This is a genomic window from Nocardia sp. NPDC056564, from assembly GCF_042793755.1.
Lineage (GTDB): Bacteria > Actinomycetota > Actinomycetes > Mycobacteriales > Mycobacteriaceae > Nocardia.
This window is the reverse complement of sequence record NZ_JBHTUR010000017.1, coordinates 154,914-176,685: the sequence shown is the minus strand read 5'-3', so window position 1 is coordinate 176,685 and position 21,772 is coordinate 154,914. Positions and strand designations below refer to the sequence as shown.

At 69.9% G+C, this 21,772-nt stretch carries 2 protein-coding genes (both only partly in view); both read left to right on the top strand.

What is annotated here, in order from left to right; translation table 11 throughout:
- Window positions 1-9,792 carry the 3' portion of a non-ribosomal peptide synthase/polyketide synthase gene (locus tag ACFQ9K_RS33375; RefSeq protein WP_378713679.1) on the top strand. 7,914 nt of this gene lie to the left of the window's left edge, so the window shows 9,792 of its 17,706 coding nt (coding positions 7,915-17,706); the start codon falls outside the window, past its left edge; its stop codon occupies window positions 9,790-9,792.
- On the top strand, window positions 9,792-21,772 hold the start of the coding sequence (locus ACFQ9K_RS33370) for a non-ribosomal peptide synthase/polyketide synthase (protein ID WP_378713678.1). Its footprint extends 13,273 nt past the window's final position; only the first 11,981 of its 25,254 coding nucleotides appear in the window; its start codon is at window positions 9,792-9,794; its stop codon lies off the right edge, out of view. Before ACFQ9K_RS33375 ends, ACFQ9K_RS33370 begins: the two co-directional genes overlap by 1 nt.

The window sequence follows — 21,772 nt, the reverse complement described above, 5'->3', positions numbered from 1 at the left end:
GGTGTGAGCCGGTCCTACGCCGAGTTCTCGGCTGAGGTCAATCGTCTTGCCCGTCACCTCATTTCGCTGGGCGTCGGACCGGATTCGCTGGTCGCCCTCGGCCTGCGCCGGTCGATCGACCTGGTTGTCGGCATGTACGCGGTGAGCGTCGCCGGTGGTGCCTATGTGCCGTTGGATCCGGATCATCCGGCCGAGCGCACCCGCTACGTGCTCGATACCGCGCGACCGGTGTGTGTGCTGACGACGGGGCGCGACGATGTCGACGCGGGACAGACCGCCGCGGTAGCGATCGACCGTCTCGACCTAGCTCACTACTCGGCGTCGCCGGTGACCGACGCGGATCGTCGTGCGCCGCTGCGTCCGTCGAACGTCGCGTACGTCATTTTCACGTCCGGATCGACCGGTCGGCCGAAGGGTGTCGCGGTCGCGCACGCCGCCATCGTCAACCGTCTCACCTGGATGCAGGCCGAGTATCGCCTGCACGACACCGACGTGGTGTTGCAGAAGACGCCCGCTACCTTCGACGTGTCGGTGTGGGAGTTCTTCTGGCCCTTACAGATCGGTGCCCGCCTGGTTGTCGCCAGACCGGACGGGCATCGTGATCCGGCCTATCTCGCTGGGCTCATCAGCGGTGCGCGGGTGACGGTCGCGCATTTCGTGCCGTCGATGCTGGCGGTGTTCGTCGCCGAACGCGCAGCGGCGCGCTGTGATTCGCTACGCCTGGTGTTCGCTTCGGGGGAGGTGTTGCCGCCGAGGCCCGCGCACCGGTTGCGCGAGTTGACCGGTGCGACGTTGCACAATCTCTACGGGCCGACCGAAGCCGCGGTCGACGTGACGGCGCACGAGGTCGTCGACCTGGACGCGGACACGGTGCCCATCGGCGCGCCCGTATTCAACACCCAGGCGCACGTACTGGATTCGCGCCTTCGTCCGGTGCCGATAGGCGTCGCGGGTGAGCTCTACCTGTCGGGCGGTCAGCTGGCTCGCGGCTATATCGGACGGCCGGATCTGACCGGTGCTCGCTTCGTGGCGAACCCCTTCGCCGCCGGCGCACGGATGTACCGCACGGGTGACCTCGTCACCTGGACGGCGGCCGGAGAGCTGGAATACCTGGGCCGCACCGACTTCCAGGTGAAGCTGCGTGGTCAGCGCATCGAGCTCGGCGAGATCGAGAACGCCCTCATCGGGCTGGCGGAGATCGCACAGGCGGTCGTCGTGCTCCGTGCCGACGACGCGGCGGGCGATCGGCTGGTCGCGTACCTCGTGGCGGCCACGGGCGCGGCCATCGATAGCGCGGCGGTGAAAGCCGCTCTCGCCGAGCGTCTTCCGGCCTACATGGTGCCTGCGGTCTATATCCTGCTCGATGAACTGCCGGTCAACTCGTCCGGCAAGCTGGACCGAACGGCGCTGCCTGCACCGGCATTCGAGATCGCCGAGTTCCGCGCACCGGTTACCCCGGTGCAGCGACTGGTCGCGGGCATCTACGCCGATCTCCTCGGTGCGGAGCGCGTCGGCCTGGACGATGACTTCTTCGCCCTCGGCGGCAACTCGCTGACCGCCACCCGGGTGGCGGCCCGGCTCGGCGTCGCCATGGACGCGGACCTCCCCGTGCGCGCGTTGTTCGACGCGCCGACGGTAGCCGCGCTGGCCGTCCACGCCGAAGCTCAGCGCGGTGCCGGCGGCCGTGCGGCACTACAGCCGCGACCCCGGCCCGCGCGGATCCCGCTCTCGCCTGCCCAGCAGCGCATGTGGTTTCTCAACCGGTTCCTGGCGGACGAGCAGTCCGGTCCCGGCGATGCCGTCGACAACATTCCCGTCGCGCTCCGCCTGACCGGCCCCCTCGATATCGGCGCACTGAACGCCGCGCTCGGCGACGTGGTGCGGCGGCACGAGACGTTGCGCACCGTCTATCCCGACAGCCCCGATGGTCCCGAGCAGGTGATTATCCCGGCGGCCCAGGCGATCCCGGATCTGCAGGCCGAGCGGATCGCCGAGCATGCCGTGGCCGACCGGCTCAGCACGCTGGCGGCTGTCCCCTTCGATCTCACGCGCGAAACTCCGATGCGCGCGGCACTGTTCGCCCTCTCCGCCGATGATCACGTGCTGGCGATTGTGCTGCACCACATTTCAGCGGACGGCTTCTCGCTGGACCCGCTGTCCGGTGATCTGATGACCGCGTACGCGGCCAGGCGGGCAGGCGTACCCTCGACGTGGGACGCGCTGCCGGTGCAGTACGCCGACTACACCCTGTGGCAGGCCGAATTCGCGCACCAGGACTACCAACTCGACTACTGGCGGCAGACCCTCGACGGCCTGCCCGAACAACTCGACCTGCCCGCGGACCGGCCGCGCCCGGCGGTGGCCTCGCATCGCGGTGCCACGCATCGGTTCCGGATCGACTCCGACTTGCACAGCGAGCTCGGCGAATTGGCCCGCAAACGCGAGACCACCCTGTTCAGCACCGTGCACGCCGCACTCGCGGTGCTGCTCGCCCGGCTCTCCGGCAGCACGGACATCGCGATCGGCACCCCGGTGGCCGGTCGCGGCGTCGCCGCGCTGGATCGCCTGGTCGGCCTGTTCGTCAACACCCTTGTGCTGCGCACCCAGGTCGACTCCAGGACCCGGTTCGAGACCCTGCTGGATACCGTCCGGGACCAGGACATCGATGCGTTGTCGCGGGTAGATGTCCCGTTCGAACGCCTCGTGGAAGTGCTCGCCCCGGCCCGTGCCCAGAGCCGCCACCCCCTGTTCCAAGTGGCGCTGACCTTCCAGAACTTCGCCCTGCCCCGGTTGGAGATGGCCGGACTGGGCGCCCAACTCTGCGAATTCGACGCCGCGGCGGCCAAGTTCGATCTGCAATTCACGGTGGTCGAGGCGATCGATCGGGGTGGGCGGGCGGACGGCATGGACATCGAGATCACCTACGCCACCGACCTTTTCGATGCCGAGACGATCGCGGTGCTCGGCCGCCGATTCACGCAGGTGCTGGCCGCGATCGCGGCCGACCCGACCGTGGTGCTCGGCGACATCCAATTGCTCAGTGCCGAGGAGCAGCATCGGGCGCTGTACGAATGGGCGAGCACCGGCGCGGACGCGGCGGCGGTCGGCACGCTCGCGGATCGTTTCGCGCAGGTCGCCGCGGGGGATCCGACGGCGGACGCGGTTCGGGCCGGTGCGCGCACGCTGAGCTACGCCGAACTCGACGAGTGGTCCAATCGTCTGGCGCGCAGGCTGATCGCCGCGGGCGTCGGCCCGGAAACGCTGGTCGCGGTGGCGTTGCCCCGCTCCGCTGAGTTGGTCGTGGCGCTGCTCGCCGTGGTCAAAGCGGGCGCCGGGTATCTCCCGATCGATCCGAACTATCCCGCCGACCGCATCGAGTACATCCTGGACGACGCCCGCCCGATCTGCGCGATCACCGGCGGAGCAACCGAATTGGCGCGCGGCTGGTTCGGCGGGCCGGTGATCGACCTCGACGAGACGCCGTCGACGATCTGCGACGGCTCGGCCGTCACCGATTCCGACCGGCGCGCACCTCTGCATCCCGCCCAGGTCGCCTATGTCATCTACACCTCCGGCTCCACCGGGAAGCCCAAAGGCGTTGTCGTCCCGCATCGCAACGTACTGCGCCTGCTCGACAACACCCGGAGCCAGTTCGATTTCGGCCCGGCGGATGTGTGGACGATGTTCCACTCCTATGCCTTCGACTTCTCGGTGTGGGAACTGTGGGGTGCGCTGCTGCACGGCGGCACCCTCGTCATGGTCGACTACTACACCTCCCGCTCGCCGCAGCAGTTCCGCGAACTGCTGATCGCGGAGCGGATCACCGTGCTCAATCAGACGCCGTCGGCGTTCTATCAGCTGATCGCCGCCGACCTCGCGGCGCAGGACGCCGCCGAATTCGCGCTGCGCCAAGTAATTTTCGGCGGTGAGGCCCTGGAGCCGCAGCGCCTGGCCGGATGGTTCGACCGTCATCCGGACGGTCCGCGCCTGGTCAACATGTACGGCATCACCGAGACCACGGTGCACGTGTCCTACCGCCCCATCCCGGCGGATGCCGGATCGGCCAGCGTAATCGGCGGTGCGATACCGGGATTGGCCATTCGGGTCCTCGACGACCGGCTGCGTCCGGTGCCGGTCGGCGTGCCCGGTGAGATCTATGTCTGCGGTGGGCAACTCGCGCGCGGCTACCTCGGCCGCCCGGCGCTGACCGCCGGCCGATTCATCGCCGACCCCTATTCCGCCAACGGTGCACCGGCCTACCGGTCCGGTGACCTCGCCCGCTGGACCGCAGACGGTGACCTGGAGTACCTCGGTCGCGCCGACCAGCAGGTCAATCTGCGCGGTTTCCGCATCGAACTCGGCGAGATCGAGGCCGCGCTGCTCGACGATCCCGCGATTCGCGAGGTGGCGGTGGTCGTGCGCACCGACCTGGTCGACGAGCCGCGCATCGTCGCCTACGCGGTGACCGACGCAGACCTCGACCTCACCGCACTGCGGCAAGCCCTCGCACATCGGCTGCCGGACCACATGGTGCCCGCCGCGATCGTCCGGGTGGCGCGAATCCCGTTGACGGTCAACGGCAAGCTCGACCGCGCCGCGTTGCCCGCACCGGTCTTCGAGTCGACCGGCTATCGCCGCCCGGCCACCATGGCCGAGCAGGTCGTGGCCACGATCTTCGCCGAGGTGCTCGGTTCGGACGCGACGGTGGGTGCCGATGACGACTTCTTCGCCCTCGGCGGCAGCTCGCTGCTGGCGGCCAAGGCGGTCGCGCGGATCGGTGCCGCGCTGGATCGAACGGTCGGCGTTCGCGCCCTGTTCGAAGCGCCCCGGGTCGCGGATCTCGCCGCCCTCGTGAGCGCCACCGCAGGCACTGCCCGGCCCGCGCTGATGGCCGGCGCCCGCCCGGACGGGATCCCGCTGTCGCCCGCACAGCTGCGCATGTGGTTCCTGAACCGATTCGATCGAAAGTCTGTCGCCTACAACATCCCGCTTGCCCTCCGGCTGTCCGGGGAGCTGGATGTCGCGGCGCTGCGGGCGGCCGTCGGCGACGTGATCGGCCGGCACGAATCGCTGCGCACCCGCTATCCGGAGCGGGACGGCGCGCCGGTGCAGCTGATTCTGCCTGCCGCTCAAGTTGTTCCAGCGTTGCTGCCGGTCGAAGTGGCCGAATCGGTGCTGCCGCAGCGTATCCGGGAGCTGGTCGGCACCGCCTTCGATGTCACGACCGAAGTGCCTGTGCGGATGCGCCTGTTCCGTGTCGCTGACCCGGTCCGCAGCGATAACGGGACGAGCAGCGGCGAGTTCGTCCTGGCCGCTGTCCTGCACCACATCGCCGCGGACGGATCATCGGTCGTGCCATTGGTGCGCGATCTGCTGGTCGCGTACACCGCACGATTGGACGGGCGTGCGCCCGGCTGGCCACCGATCGCCGTGCAGTACGCGGACTACGCGCTCTGGCAGCACGCCCTGCTCGGTGCCGAGGACGAGGTCGAATCGGTGGGTGCGCAGCAGCTCCGGTACTGGTCGGACACCCTGTCCGGCCTGCCCGACCAGCTGACGCTGCCGACGGACCATCCGCGCCCGGCCCGGCAGAGCCTGCGCGGCAGGCAGATCCGGTTCGCGGTGGACGCGCGGCTGCACACCGATCTCGTCGCACTCGGCCGCAAGCAGGGCGCCACGCTGTTCATGGTGGTGCACGCGGCCTTCGCGGCCCTGCTCGCGCGGTTGTCCGGCACCGAGGATATCGCCGTCGGCACACCGATCGCGGGGCGCGGCGTGGCCGAACTCGACGACGTCATCGGAATGTTCGTCAACACGCTGGTCTTGCGCGCCCGGGTCGCGACCAGTGCGCCGTTCGATGCGTTGCTGCGGCACGTGCGCGCCGTGGACGTCGCGGCGTTCGCGCACGCGGACGTGCCGTTCGAGCGACTGGTCGAGGTACTCAACCCCACCCGATCGACGGCGCGGCATCCGCTGTTCCAGGTCGGCCTTTCGTTCCAGAATCATGCGCGCGGCACCGTCGAGCTGCCGGGCCTGGAGGTGCGGGAGCTCGAATTCGACAGCGAGGTAGCGCAATTCGACCTGCACCTGTTCGCCGTCGATCACTACGGCGCGGCCGGGACGCCCGCGGGTATCGATCTGGCCCTCGGCTACGCGACCGACCTGTTCGACGCCGAGACTGCCGAGCGGATCGTCGCGCAGCTGCGTCGCCTGCTCGAATCCGTGGTGGCGCACCCCGAAGTCGTCGTCGGCGATATCGATGTGCTCGGCGTCGAGCGGAATCGGGTGCTGCACCACTGGAACGACACCGCGTATCCGGTCGAGGCGGTGACGTTGGCGGACCTGATCGATGCGCAGGTCGGGCGATCACCACAGGCACCGGCTTTGATCGATGCGGTGACCGGAGCCGAACTCACCTACGCGGAGTTCGACGCGCGGGTGAATCGTCTGGCGCGCCGCTTGATCGCGATCGGCGTCGGTCCGGAGACGACGACGGTGCTCGCGATGCGGCGTTCGGTCGATCTGGTCGTCGCCATGTATGCCGTGATCCGGGCGGGCGGCGCGTACGTTCCGATCGACCCCGACCACCCGGCGGAGCGCATTGTCTACAGCGTAGATACCGCGGCCCCGGTGGCGATCCTGACCACCGCGCGCGACGGCCTGCCGATCGAAACCTCCATCCCCACTTGGGCGGTGGACCGTCTCGATCTCAGCGGCACGGCAGCTACCGCGATCGTTGACGCGGACCGCATCCGCCCGCTGCGTCCCGGCCATCCGGCCTACGTGATCTTCACCTCCGGCTCGACCGGTCGGCCGAAGGGCGTGGCAATCCCGCACGCGGCGATCGTGAACCAACTGGGCTGGCTGAGCGCCACCTTCGCGCAGGGTCCGGCGGACCGGGTGCTGCTGAAGACCCCCGCCACCTTCGACCTGTCGGTCTGGGAGTTCTGGTCCCCCTTGGTGACCGGCGGCCGCCTGATCATCACCGAGCCGGGCACGGAACGAGATCCGGATCGACTACGCGACCTCATCGAACGGCACGGCGTCACGATCCTGCACGCGGTTCCCTCGCTGATCGGGATGCTGCTGGCGGCCGCTCCCGCACTGCCTGCCGCCCTGCGGCAGGTGCTCGCCATCGGCGAGGCCTTGCCGCAGGCGACCGCGATCGAGTTCCGGCAGCGCACGTCGGCGCGGCTGGTCAATCTCTACGGTCCCACCGAGGCCGCGGTGTCGATCACGGCCTATGCGGTGGATACCGACCCGGTGCACACGGTGCCGATCGGTTCTCCCGCCTGGAACAGCCGGACCTACGTGCTCGACGCGCGACTGCGGCCGGTCCCGGTGGGCGTCGCGGGTGAGCTGTATTTGGCCGGAACGCAATTGGCCCGGGGTTACCAGCACCGTCCCGGCCTGACCGCGGACCGGTTCGTGGCCGATCCCTACGCCGCTGGGCGGATGTACCGGACCGGCGACATCGTGCGCTGGCGTGCCGACGGGACGCTCGAATACCTGGAGCGCGCGGACTTCCAGGTGCAGATCGGCGGATTCCGGATCGAGCTCGGCGAGGTGGAGACCGTGCTGCGCAGGCAGCCAGGGGTGCGGGCCGCCGTCGCGGTGGCCACGGAGGACGAGCGCGCGGGTACTCGGCTCATCGGGTATGTCGCCGTGGCAGAGCATGATTCGGTCCGTCGTGCGAATCTGGCGTCCGGCCTGCGCGCCGCGCTCGCGGGTGAGCTGCCTGCCTACATGGTTCCCGCCGCGGTCGTGGTGCTGGCGGCGCTGCCGCTCAACGCGAATGGGAAGGTCGACCGGAACCGGCTGCCGGAACCGGTGTTCGCCGAGGCGGTTTTCCGTGCTCCGGCCACCGCGCTGGAAAAGCTGGTCGCGGCCACCTTCGGGGAGGTGATCGGCACCGGCACCGTGGGACTCGACGACCACTTCTTCGGCATGGGCGGCAACTCGCTGATGGCCACGCGCCTGGCCGCTCGACTGAGCGCCGCGCTGAGCGTGCACGTGCCGGTCGCCGCGGTATTCGAGGAACCGATGGTCGGTGGGCTCGCCGCGCACCTCACGACGCTGGATGGCGCCGACGCACGACCGGCGCTGGTGCGCCGGACCGATCCGGCCCCCGCGGCATTGTCGCCCGCACAGCAACGGATGTGGGCGGTCAACCGGCTGGCCCCGGATTCCGCGGCCTACAACATCCCGTTGGCACTGCGCCTCACCGGCGCGTTGAACCTGGCCGCGCTGAGCGCGGCGATCGAGGACGTCCGCAACCGGCACGACGCCCTGCGCACCCGGTATCCGGACACGGCTGCCGGACCGGTGCAGGAGGTACTACCGGTCAGCGCCCTGTCCTTCGACCTCGCTCCGATATCGGTGGCGCAGGCGGACCTGGCGGGACGCATCGCCGAATTCGTCGCTGTCGCTTTCGACATCACGGCGACGCCCCCGGTTCGTGCGGCACTGTTCGCGGTGGCCCCCGCGGAACACGTGCTCGTCGTGGTGCTGCACCACATCAGCGCCGACGGATACTCCGTGGCACCGATGACCCGAGATCTGGTGCGCGCCTATGTCGCCCGATCGGCCGGTCGAGCACCCGACTTGACACCCCTGGAGATCCAGTACGCGGACTACAGCAGCTGGCAGCACGAGCTCCTCGGCTCCGAGCGGGATCCGGACAGCCTCGCCGCGCGCCAACTCGCTTACTGGAAGCGCGAATTGGGCGGCGCACCCGAGCTGCTGGCCCTGCCGACCGACCGGCCGCGATCCGCCCGCCGCGATCCGCACGGCGGGACCGTCGAATTCGACATCGCCACCGACCTCACCCGCCGCCTGGACGAACTCGCCCGTGACCACGACACGACGCTGTTCACCGTGCTGCACGCGGCCTTCGCGGTACTGCTCGCCAAACTCGCCGGAGCGAGCGACATCACCATCGGCGCCCCGGTCGCCGGGCGCGGCGCCCGCGAACTGGACGACCTGATCGGGATGTTCGTCAACACCGTGGTGCTGCGCACCGAGGTCGACCCGCGCACCGGCTTCCGCGACCTGCTACGCCGGGCACACGAGCGCGACCGGGCGGCCCTGTCCCATGCGGACGTCCCGTTCGAGCAGGTGGTCGAGGCGATCGGCCGCCCGCGGTCCGGCGCCTACCCGCCGCTGTTCCAGGTCCTGTTCACCTTCCAGAACCTGCCTGCCGGCCCCGTTGCCCTCCCGGGCCTGGAGGTCGAGGCCCTCGACCTCGGCCTCGGCGAGGCGAAGTTCGACCTTCAGCTCACCGTGGTCGAGGCGTTCGCCGCCGATGGCGCCCGTACCGGCCTGAACATGCGGTTCGGTTACGCGACAGACATTTTCGAGGCCGCGACCGTTCGCTCCTTCGCCGCGCGGTTGACCCGGGTATTGACCGCGGTCGCCGCCGACCCCGCGATCGCGATCCGCGCGATCGACATCCGCTCCGCGGCGGAACGACAACCCCGGCCGGCCCCGGCGGATCTGCCCGCGCTCATCTCCGCCGCCGCGCACGTGGCCCCGGACGCCATCGCCGTCACCCACGGTGATCGGGCGATCTCCTATCGCGAACTCGACGCGAAGCTGGCGGCCGTCGCGCGGGCCATGGGCGCCGCGGCCGAACCCGAAGTCCTGCTCAATATCTCCCTCGCCGGGTTGGTCCCCGGCATGCTCGCCGCGCTCGGCGGCGGTCTCGCGACCTTGCTGCGGACCCTGCCTGCCGCGGCGCGTGCGGTGCTCGCCGGCTCGGCGTCGGTAGTCGATTCGGAAGGAAACAGCTGATGTCCCACACAGATTCGGTGACACCCGATGGACTCGGCACCAGATCGGCGCTCGGTGGCGATACCGCGCTGCGCCGTGCTTACGGAGTCGACGATCTGCCGATGCTGATCGAGACCGTCGCCGGACTCGACCCGGAGCGCATCGCGGTGCGCCACGACGGAACGACCGTCACCTACGAGGTGCTCGCCAACGAGTTGGCGTTGCTGGCCGAAGCCACGGGCGGCGGACTGGGCGCCGAGGCACTGGTGCCGGTGGTGGTGTCGAATCAGCTGCCCGCGCTGCTCGACTCGGCCGACGGGGCGCTGGGCACGGCGTTGACGGAGTTGCTGGACGACGCGCTGGCCGCGGCCAGGAGCGTGCTGTCCGTCGAGCAGCCGCCGGTCGAGACGCTGGTCAGCGAATTCGAGCGGCAGGTGCGCGGCACTCCGGACGCAATCGCCCTCGAATACGCAGGCGCGACCATGACCTATGCCGAGTTCGACGGCAGGGTGAATGCGCTGGCCCGCCACCTGATCTCGCTGGGCGTCGGCCCGGAAGCACTGGTGGGATTGGCCGTTCGCCGCTCGTTCGACCTGCTGATCGGCATGTACGCGATCCTGAAGGCGGGCGGTGCCTATGTGCCGATCGATCCCGGTCACCCCGCCGAGCGGATCGCCTATGTGCTCGAGGTCGCGCGCCCGGTGCTGGTGCTCACCACGACCCGCGACCTACCGGAGTCAGGTGCGGTCGCAACCCTGCACATCGACGAATTCACCGGTACCTCCGGCGAATCACCGGCCGCGTCCGCCGCGCGGCTGAGCGCGGACAACACCGCGTACGTCATCTTCACCTCCGGATCGACCGGCCGTCCGAAGGGCGTCGCCGTCTCGCATCGGTCGATCCTGGCGAACCTGCGCTGGCGGCAGCGCCGGTACCGGCTGCGGGCCGACGATGTCGTCCTGCAGAAGACGCCGTTCACCTTCGATGTGTCGGTGTGGGAGTTCTTCTGGCCGTTGCACATCGGCGCCCGGCTGGTCATCGCCGCACCGGACGCGCACCGCAGCGCCGCGGACCTCGCTCGGCTCATCGCCGAAAGCCGGGTCACCGTAGCGCATTTCGTGCCCTCGATGCTGGCGGTGTTCGCCGGTGAGCCTGCGGTGGACGCGGCGGTGGATTCACTGCGTTTGGTCTTCGCCTCCGGTGAGACCCTTCCGGCGGCGACCGCGGCCGCGTTCCGCGCGGTCAGCGGCGCGACGCTGCACAACCTGTACGGCCCCACCGAGGCCGCGGTCGACGTGACCGCCCACGAGGTCACCGGTGCCGACGTGACCAGCGTGCCGATCGGGACACCCGCGGACGACACCGATCTGCTCGTGCTCGACGACAATCTGCGCCCGGTGCCCACCGGCGTGGTGGGCGAGCTCTACCTCGCCGGTGTGCAGCTGGCCCGCGGCTACCTCGCGCGGCCGGGTCTGACGGCCGAGCGATTCGTCGCGAGTCCGGACGGACCCGTGGGGGAGCGGATCTACCGGACCGGCGACCTGGTGCGCTGGGTGGCCGGTCGCGACGGTGGACCGGATGAACTGGAATATCTGGGCCGCAGCGACTTCCAGGTGAAGCTGCGTGGCCTGCGGATCGAACTGGGCGAGGTCGAGGCGGCGCTGCTGCGGCACCCGGCGGTGACGCAGGCGGCGGTCGTCCTGCACCGGCATCGGGGCGGCGAGCAGCTGGTCGGTTACGTGGTGGGCAGCGGTGCCATCGATGCGGTGGCCGTGCTCACCACGGTGCGGCGGGAGCTGCCGGAATACATGGTGCCGTCACTGATCACGGTGCTGGACGCGATGCCGTTGAACGCCAACGGCAAACTGGATCGTCGTGCGCTGCCGGAACCTGAATTCGGCGCTGCCGCAGCCGTCTATCGTGCCCCGGAGACAACCGCCGAGGTGGCGGTGGCCGAGATCTTCGCCGGCCTGCTCGGCCTCGACCGGGTCGGCGTCGATGACGATTTCTTTGCCCTGGGCGGCAATTCGCTCATCGCCGCTCGCGCCATCGCTCGCATCTCGACCGCGCTCGGCGTGAGCATCGATGTCCGAGACTTCTTCGATCGGCCGACGGCGGGCGCGATCGCCGCGTCGGCGCCGCATGGCACCGATCGCCCGCCGCTGGTGGCAGGGCCACGGCCGGAGCATATTCCGCTGTCGCCGCCGCAACGGCGCATGTGGTTCCTGAACCGATTCGGCACCGACGCGGAATCGGCCCGCGCGTTCGACACCACCGCGGTGGACAACATTCCGGTGGCTCTGCGGCTGCGCGGTGAGCTGGACGTGGCCGCACTCTCCGCGGCGATCACCGATCTCGTTGCGCGACACGAAGTCCTGCGCACCGTCTATCCGCACACGGTGGCCGGTCCCGCACAGTTGATCCGCCGGGTGCACGCGGTGTTCGATCTGACACCGTCCGACCTTCCGGAGCCTGAGCTGGCGGCCGCGGTTCGGCTGGCCGCGGTGCAGGGGTTCGATGTCGCCGAGGAGATCCCGGTCCGCGTGCGCCTCTTGCGCTGCGGGCCGGCGGATCACACGCTGGTGCTGGTCGTGCATCACATCGCCGCCGACGGCGTCTCGCTGGGCCCGCTGGTGCGTGACCTCGGCACCGCGTATGCCGCGCGCCGCGCCGGACGCGCGCCTGGCTGGACCCCGCTGGCGGTGCAGTACGCCGACTACGCGCTCTGGCAGCGGCACGTGCTCGGCGACGAGGCCGATCCGGATTCGGCGGCGGCCCGCCAGCTGGCGTTCTGGCGTACCGAATTGGCCGATCTCCCCGCACAGTTGGATCTGCCCGCCGACCGGCCGCGTCCCGCGCGGGCGTCCTATCGGGGTGCGACCCATGAGTTCCGGCTCGACGCCGAGCTGCGCGCGGCGATCGACGAGGTCGCGGCCCGCGGTCACGCGACCCCGTTCATGGTTCTGCACGCCGCGCTGGCCGCACTGCTGGCCCGGCTCTCGGGGACGACCGACATCGCGATCGGCACGCCGGTGGCCGGCCGCGGCGACGCCGCGCTGGACGACCTGGTCGGCATGTTCGTCAACACCCTGGTGCTGCGCACCGAGATCGACGGCGCGGCCACGTTCGCCGAGCTGGTCGCGCAGGCCCGCGAACGCGACCTGCGCGCGTTCGCGCACGCCGACCTGCCGTTCGAGCGCCTGGTCGAGGTGCTGAATCCGGCCCGGTCCCAGGCCAGGCACCCGCTGTTCCAGGTGGCGTTGTTCATGCAGAACCTGGGCCGGGTCACACCGGATCTGCCCGACCTGACCGCCGATCCGGTCGACTTCGATCCGGGCTTCGCCAAATTCGATCTGCAACTGACGATCTCGGCGGACGACCTCGCTTACCGCGCCGAATTCACCTACGCGACGGACCTGTTCGACGCGTCGACGGTACGGGAGTTCGCGGCCAAACTGGTGCGGTTGTTACGCGCGGCGGTGGCGCGACCGCAGCAGCCCATCGGCGACATCGCCCTGCTCGACGCGGGCGAACTCGACTATGTCACCGCGAGCTGGAATGCGAGCGGTCACAAGGTCCCCGACCGCTTCCTGCACGAGGGATTCGACAATCAGGTCCGGCGGACACCGAATGCCGTAGCCGTGCAGACGGATTCGACGCAGCTGACCTATGCCGAGCTGTCCGATCGAGCCAACCGGCTGGCCAGGCTGCTCATCGATGCCGGCGTGGGCCCGGAATCGCTGGTGCTGCTGGCCATGCCGCGCTCGATCGAGCTGGTCGTCGCCATGTACGCGGTCGCGCGGGCCGGCGGCGCATATGTCCCGGTGGATCCCGCGCATCCGGCCGAGCGGATCGGGCACATTGTCGATACCGCCCGGCCGCACTCCGTCCTGACCACGCGGGCCGCCGGATTCATCCTTCCCGCAACGGTTCCCGCCACGGTGGCCGTGCACCACGTCGATGAGCTGGAGTTGTCGGCATACTCCGCCGCCAAGATCAGCGAGCGCGAGCGGCTTGCCCCGTTGCACCCGGAGCACCCCGCGTACGTCCTCTTCACCTCCGGCTCGACCGGCACGCCGAAGGGTGTGTCGGTCAGTCATCGGGCCATTGCCAATCAACTGTCCTGGATGCACGCCGAATATCGCCCACGCACCGGCGATATCTACCTGCAGAAGACGGCGACCACCTTCGACGTGTCGCTCTGGGGATACTTCCTCCCGCTGCGCGCGGGCGCGACACTGCTGCTCGCCGCACCGGACGGGCACCGCGATCCGCGCTATCTCGCGGAAACCATTGCGCAGCAAGGCGTCACACTCACCGACTTCGTGCCCGCCATGCTCTCCGTCTTCGCCGCCCAGGCCCGGCCCGGCGAACTCGACTCCCTCCGAGACGTTTTCGTCATCGGCGAGGCGCTCGCCCCGGAGACGGCAGCCGCGTTCCAGGCGGTGAGCGACGCCGGACTGCACAATCTCTACGGTCCCACCGAGGCCGCGGTCTCGATCACCTACCGCGAGGTGACCACCGACGACACCGCCGTCGTGCCGATCGGCGAGCCGGAGTGGAACTCTCAGGTGTTCGTGCTGGACGCGCGCCTGCGCCCGGTGGCCATCGGCGTGCCGGGAGAGCTCTACCTGGCCGGCAACCAGCTGGCGCGCGGCTATCACGGGCGGGTCGACCTGACCGCGGATCGCTTCGTCGCGAATCCGTTCGGGATTGGCGGCGAACGCATGTACCGCACCGGCGATCTGGTGCGCTGGAGCCGGGACGGCGAGCTGGTCTACCTGGGCCGCACGGACTTCCAGGTGAAGTTCCGCGGACAGCGCATCGAGCTCGCCGAGATCGAGACGGCGCTGCTGGCGTCGCCCGAGGTGAGCCAGGCCGCGGCACGACTCGTCACCGGTACCTCCGGCGACTTCTTGGCGGGCTATGTGGTCCGCACGGCAGGAGCGGAACTCGATCGGGCCGCGCTCAAAGCCGCCGTGGCGCAGCGTCTCCCGGCCTATATGGTGCCGACCGCGCTGGTCGAGCTGACCGAATTCCCGCTGGGAAGCAGCGGCAAGCTGAACCGGGCGGCGTTGCCCGTTCCGGCGCCCGCGGCCGAGCGATTCCGCGCTCCGGTCGACGCGGCGCAGCGGTTGGTCGCCGCGGTTTTCACCGAAGTGCTGCGCGTCGACCGGGTCGGTCTGGACGACGACTTCTTCGCGCTCGGTGGCAGTTCGCTGGACGCGACCCAGGTGACCGCCCGGGTGGGCGAGGCCATCGGCGTTCGAGTTCCCCTGCGCGCCTTGTTCGAAGCGGCCACGGTCGAGCGCTTCTCGGCGGCCGTCGATGACCTGAGCACCGCCGGGGTGCTCCGGCCTGCGTTGACTCGACGAAATCGACCGGAGCGCATTCCGCTGTCGCCCGCGCAGCAACGGTTGTGGTTCCTCAATCGTCTGGAGACCCAGGATGGTTCGTCCGGCGTCTACAACCTGCCGGTAGTTCTCCGGCTCACCGGCCGGCTCGATGTCGCCGCGCTGGAGCGTGCGGTGGTCGACGTGCTGATCCGGCACGAGTCGCTGCGCACTCTCTACCCGGAAACCGAAACCGGCCCATACCAACTGATTCTGGACGGCGCGGATATCGGCCTCGTGCTCAAACCGGTTTCCGTCGAACGGTCTCTAGTCGGGTCGGCGGTCGCCGCGATCGCCCGAGCCGGATTCGACGTCACCGCCGAACTGCCCGCCCGGGTAGCGCTGCTACTGGTCGACCGAGTCGACGACGCGCGCGGCGTCATCGGCGACGAGTACGTGCTCGTGTTCGTGGTCCACCACATCGCCGCCGACGCGCTCTCGATGCCGCCGCTGGTCACCGATCTGGTCCGCGCGTACCTCGCCCGATTGATCGGCCACGCACCGGACTGGGCGGAGCTTCCGGTGCAGTACGCGGATTACAGCCTGTGGCAACGGGAATTGCTCGGCGAGCCGGACGTCCCCGGTGATCTGGCCTATCAGCAGTTGCGCTTCTGGCGGGACGTGCTCGACGGCGCACCGGCACAGACCGGCTTGCCGGCCGATCGCCCGCGACCGGCGACGCCCTCGAATCGTGGTTCCGCAGTGGACTTCACGGTCGAGCCGGCGGTGGTCTCCGGCCTGCGCGAGGTCGCGCGGCGCTGCGGCGCCACCTTGTTCATGGTGCTGCACGCCGCGTTCGCGGCGACGCTCGCCCGGTTGAGCGGTAGCGACGACATCGTGCTCGGTTCGCCCCTCGGCGGACGCGGCGAACGCGAACTCGACGCGCTCATCGGCATGTTCGTCAACACGTTGGCCCTGCGCACGCCCGTGGCCGCGGATTCCTCGTTCCGCGAGCTGGTCCGGCACACACGCGACGTCGATCTGGCCGCGTTCGCCAACGCCGACCTGCCCTTCGAGCGGTTGGTCGACGCCATGGCGGTCGACCGCGGCACCGGCGCGCATCCACTGTTCCAGGTGCTGCTCAGCTTCGGCGCGGCGCAACGGGTGCTCGGCCCCGGCGCGCTCGAGGTGCCGTGGCTCGCGATCGAGCCGGTCGAGGTCGAGGACAGTGGCGCGAAATTCGATCTGCACCTGGTGGTCAACGAGCAGCAGGACGGCTCGGCGCTCACCAGCAGCCTGCGCTACGCCACCGATCTGTACGACCCGGCGACCATCGAATCGTTCGTTGCCCGCTTTCTGCGGATGCTCGGCGCCGCGGCGGCGGACCCGGAGCAGAAGATCGGCGATGTCGAACTGCTCACGGACGCCGAACGGGAACTCGTGCTGCGCCGGTGGAACGACACCGCCCAGCCGATCGGCGAGACGTGCACGCTCGCTGCGCTGTTCGCCCGGCAGGCAGCCCGCACGCCGACGGCGGTAGCGCTCACCTCCGAGGGCACGAGTCTGTCCTACGCCGAGCTCGCGGGCCGGGTGAATCGGCTGGCGCGTTGGCTCGTGAGACAGGGTGTCGGCCCGGATTCGCTGGTCGCGCTGGGGATGCGGCGCTCGGTCGATCTGGTGGTCGGCATGTACGCGGTCGTCACCGCCGGCGGCGGTTATCTGCCGCTCGATCCGGATCACCCGGCTGAGCGCACCGGCTACATCCTCGACACCGCCGCCCCGCTCTGCGTGCTCACCGCGGGCGCGGAGCTGAATCTCGAGGTAGCGCAGCAGCGTATCGATCGACTCGACCTGTCCGGCTACTCGGACGCACCGCTGACCGACGCGGACCGGCAGGCGCCGCTGCGTCCCGCGAATATCGCGTACGTCCTGTTCACGTCCGGCTCGACCGGACGGCCGAAGGGGGTGGCGATGAGCCACGCGGGCATCGTGAACCGGCTTCGGTGGATGCAGTCCGCCTACGTCGCGCTGGATGCCGGCGACGTGCTGGTGCAGAAGACCCCGGCCACCTTCGATGTGTCGGTGCCGGAGTTCTTCTGGCCGTTGCAGGTCGGCGCGCGGCTGGTGCTCGCGAAGCCGGACGGTCATCAGGACCCCGCGTATCTCGGTGAGCTGATGCGGCGCGAGGGCGTGACCGCCGCGCACTTCGTGCCGTCGATGCTGGCGGTGTTCGTCGCGGACGGGATCGAGGTACCCACGCTGCGGGAGGTGTTCTGTTCCGGCGAGGCACTGCCGGCGGGCACGGCCCAGCGGGCGCGCGAGCTGACCGGCGCCCGGGTGCACAACGGATACGGGCCCACCGAGGCCGCGGTCGAGGTGACATTCCATGAGGTCACCGACGCTGACACGCAGACGGTGCCGATGGGCGCGCCGATCTGGAACACCCGCACGTATGTGCTCGACGCACGGCTGCGTCCCGTGCCGGTGGGGGTGCCGGGCGAGCTGTATCTGGCGGGGGCGCAGTTGGCTCGCGGCTATTGGGGCCGGGCGGATCTGACGGCCGACCGGTTCGTGGCCGACCTGTTCGATCCGGCCGGCGGTCGCATGTATCGCACCGGCGACCTCGTGGCCTGGACACCGACCGGCGAATTGGATTTCCTGGGCCGCAGCGACTTCCAGGTGAAGATCCGCGGCCTGCGGATCGAGCTGGGCGAGATCGAATCGGCGCTGCTGTCCCTGCCCGACGTCGCCCAAGCCGTCGTGCTGGTTCGAGACGACCACGCGAACGGTGATCAACTGGTGGCCTACCTGGTGGCGGGCGGCTCGGTCGACAGCGATCGGTTACGTACCGAATTGGCGAAGCGGCTGCCGGGGTATCTGGTGCCGCACGCTTTCGTGCTACTGGACCGGCTGCCGGTCAATGCCTCCGGCAAGCTCGATCGAAAGGCGTTGCCCGCGCCGGTCTTCGCGCCCGCTGTGTTCGAGGAGCCGATCGGGGACGCGGAATCGCTGGTGGCCGAGACGTTTACCGCACTGCTCGGCGCCGAGCGCGTCGGTGCCGGGGATGACTTCTTCGCCCTTGGCGGAAACTCGCTGATCGCCACCCAACTCGCTGCCCGCCTCGGGAAGGCGACGGGCACCGCGGTTCCGGTGCGCACGATCTTCGACGCACCCACCGTGCGTGAATTGGCGCGCAGGCTCGCCGTCGGCCGACCGGACGCCGAACCTGCTGTCCTGCCGCCGGTGACGGCACAGGTTCGCCCCGACCCGATCCCGCTGTCGATCGCCCAGCAGCGCATGTGGTTCCTCAATCGATTCGACACCACGGGCAGCGGCTACAACATTCCCTTCGCGTTGCGGCTCACCGGCGCCCTGAACGTGCCCGCCCTGGAGGCGGCGATTGCCGACGTGATCGCCCGGCACGAGACGCTGCGCACGATCTACCCCGAACAAGACGGTGCCGCTACCCAGGTCGTGCTGCCTGCGGAGACGAAGCTGGTCGACCTGGTGGCCCGTTCCGTCCACCCCGCCGAACTGCCCGCCCTGATCGCCGCCGCGGCATCGAGCGGCTTCGACGTCACCGCCGAGGTACCGCTGCGAGTTCGCCTGTTGCGCTTGGACGATGGCGAATCGGCCGTCCTGCCGGGTGGCCGGGTACACGTCTTGCTGTTCGTCGTCCATCACATCGCCGCCGACGGCTGGTCCTTCGCGCCGTTGACCCGCGATCTGGCCGCGGCGTACGTCGCGCGCTGCGCGGATACGGCGCCGGCGTGGAGCCCGCTTCCGGTGCAGTACGCCGACTTCGCGGTCTGGCAGCGGGCGACGCTCGGCTCGATCGAGGACCGGCGCTCCGTGCTGTCGCGCAGGCTGGGGTACTGGACGGGGCGGCTCGCGGGCATCCCCGAGGTGCTCACCCTGCCGTCGGACCGGCCGCGGCCCGCGGTCGCCACCAACCGCGGCGCAGCCGTCCTCGGTCGGCTGGATCCCGTTCTGCACCAAGAGATTCAAGACCTGGCGGGCGCGCACCGGGTGACGCCGTTCATGGTGTTGCACGCCGCGCTGGCGGTGGTGCTGAGCCGCTACGCGGGCACCACCGACATCGTGATCGGGGCGCCCGTCGCGGGACGCGGTGACGCCGCCCTCGACGAACTCGTCGGCATGTTCGTCAATACCCTGGTGCTGCGCACCGAGATTCGACCGGACGCGACCCTGGCCGAGCTGCTGGCCACCGTGCGCACCGCCGATCTCGCCGCCTTCGACCACGCCATGGTGCCGTTCGAGCAACTCGTCGACGCGTTGAATCCCGTCCGCTCGCAAGCGCACTCACCGCTGTACCAGGTCGCGCTCACCCTGCAGAACCAGGCCGACCCCGACTTCCGGCTGCACCGGCTGAACATCGCCGCACTCGAGGTCGGCCCGGCGCCGATCCAACTCGACCTGGACTGGACGCTGACCGACCGCTACGACGCGAACGGCACACCCGCGGGCATCGACGTTCACCTGCACTACGCGCTCGACCTGTTCGACGAGCAGACCGTGCGCGACTACCTGGCTGCCTTCGAACGCGTGCTGCGCGCACTGGTGCGCGACCCGCGCACGCTGGTCGCGAACGTCGACCTGATGTCGAGCGCCGAACGCGGCCTGCTGCTGTGCGATCGCAACGCCACCGCCCGGGCGCTGCCGCCGGAGACGCTCGACGATCTGCTCACCACCCGGGTCCGGGCGAGCGGCGGCGAGATCGGTGTGTACTACGAGGGCACCGCGGTGACCTATGCGGAACTCGGGTCCCGGGTGAATCGCCTGGCCCGCTGGCTCATTTCGGCGGGCGTCGGCCCGGAGTCGATCGTCGGCCTCGCGGCCCTGCGTTCCGTCGACATGCTCGTGACGATGTGCGCGATCGTGCGCGCGGGCGGCGCGTACCTGCCCATCGATCCCGCCCATCCCGCCGACCGGATCGCGCAGGTCATCGCGAGCGCCGCACCGGCATTGGTGCTGACCGCGGGCGGTGCCGAACTGCCGGAGCTGGACGGCGTGCGTGTCGTCGACCTCGCCGAGCTTCCGGTGGCCGAGTTCTCGGCCGCTCCGGTGACCGATGCCGGGCGCAGAGCCCCGCTACGCCAAGACAATACGGCCTACGTGCTGTTCACCTCCGGTTCCACCGGCCGCCCCAAGGGCGTCGCCGTCACCCACTGCGCCATCATGAATCAGCTGCGCTGGCTGGAGTTCCGCTACGAGGTGAGTGCCGCCGACCGAATCCTGCAACGCGCCCCGCTGACCTTCGACGTGTCGGTCTGGGAGTGCTTCCTGCCGATCGCGGTGGGGGCTCCACTGGTGATCGCCCGGCCCGGTGGGCATCTCGACCTGGCCTACCTCGCGGACCTGCTCCGCACCTACGGCATCACCATCGCCGAATACGTGCCGTCGGTGCTCGCCGCGCTGATCGGCGAGGGCATGGGCGACGCGTTGCGCTCGCTCCGGCACCTGCACTGCGGTGGCGAGGCGCTCACGCCGGATCTGCTCGCGGCGCTCCGCTCCACCCTCGACGGTGCGGTGCACAACGCGTACGGGCCGACGGAGGCGGCGATCTCGGCGGTCTTCCACGAATTCACCACCGCCGATGTGGAATCCGGCCTGGACGTGGCCATCGGCAGGCCGTGCTGGAACACCCGCACGTACGTGCTGGACGCACGGCTGCGGCCGGTGCCGATCGGGGTCACCGGTGAGCTGTACCTCGCGGGTGACCAACTGGCGCGCGGCTATCAGGGTCGCCCCGGATTGACCGCGGAACGGTTCACCGCGGACCCGTTCGGCGTGCCGGGGCGGCTGATGTACCGCACCGGTGACCTGGTGCGCTGGAACCGGAACGGCGACCTGGTGTATCTGGGCCGCAACGACTTCCAGATCAAGCTGCGTGGCCAGCGGATCGAGCTCGGCGAGATCGAGGCCGCCTTGGCCGGGACGGCGGGCGTCACGAACGCCGCCGTGCTGCTCGCTAGGGACACGGCCGGATATGCAGGCATGGTCGGTTATGTGACCGGCGCGCAGCCGAATCCCGAAGCGGTGCTGGACGACCTGCGGGAGCGCTTGCCCGCGTACATGGTTCCCGCACATCTGGTCGTGCTCGACGAGATGCCGCTGACCACCGTCGGCAAGCTCGACCGGGCCGCGCTGCCCGCCGTCGAATTCACCGGCAGGGCGGTGGGATTCCGCGCTCCCCGGGAGGGCGCCGAATCGGTGCTCGCCGCGCTGATCGCGGACCTGGTCGGCGGGAGCGGCGGCCGGATCGGTGCGGACGACGACTTCTTCGCCCGCGGCGGCAACTCACTGCTCGCTATGCGGCTGGTCGCCAGGGCCAATGCGGCATTCGGGTGTGCGCTGACGGTGCGCGCGGTATTCGAAGCACCGACGGTGGCCGAACTCGCCGCGCGGGTAATGGCTTCCGCGCTGCCGTCCGGTGTGCCCGCACGGCCGGAACTGTCGATCCGAGCGCGTCCGGCCCGTATTCCTCTGTCGCTCGCGCAGACTCGGATGTGGCTGCTGAATCGCCTCGATCCGGAATCCGCCGTCTATCACATCCCGATCACCATCCGGCTGGCCGGCGCGCTGGATGCGGACGCGTTGCGGATAGCCCTGCGTGATGTCATCGATCGGCACGAATCGCTGCGCAC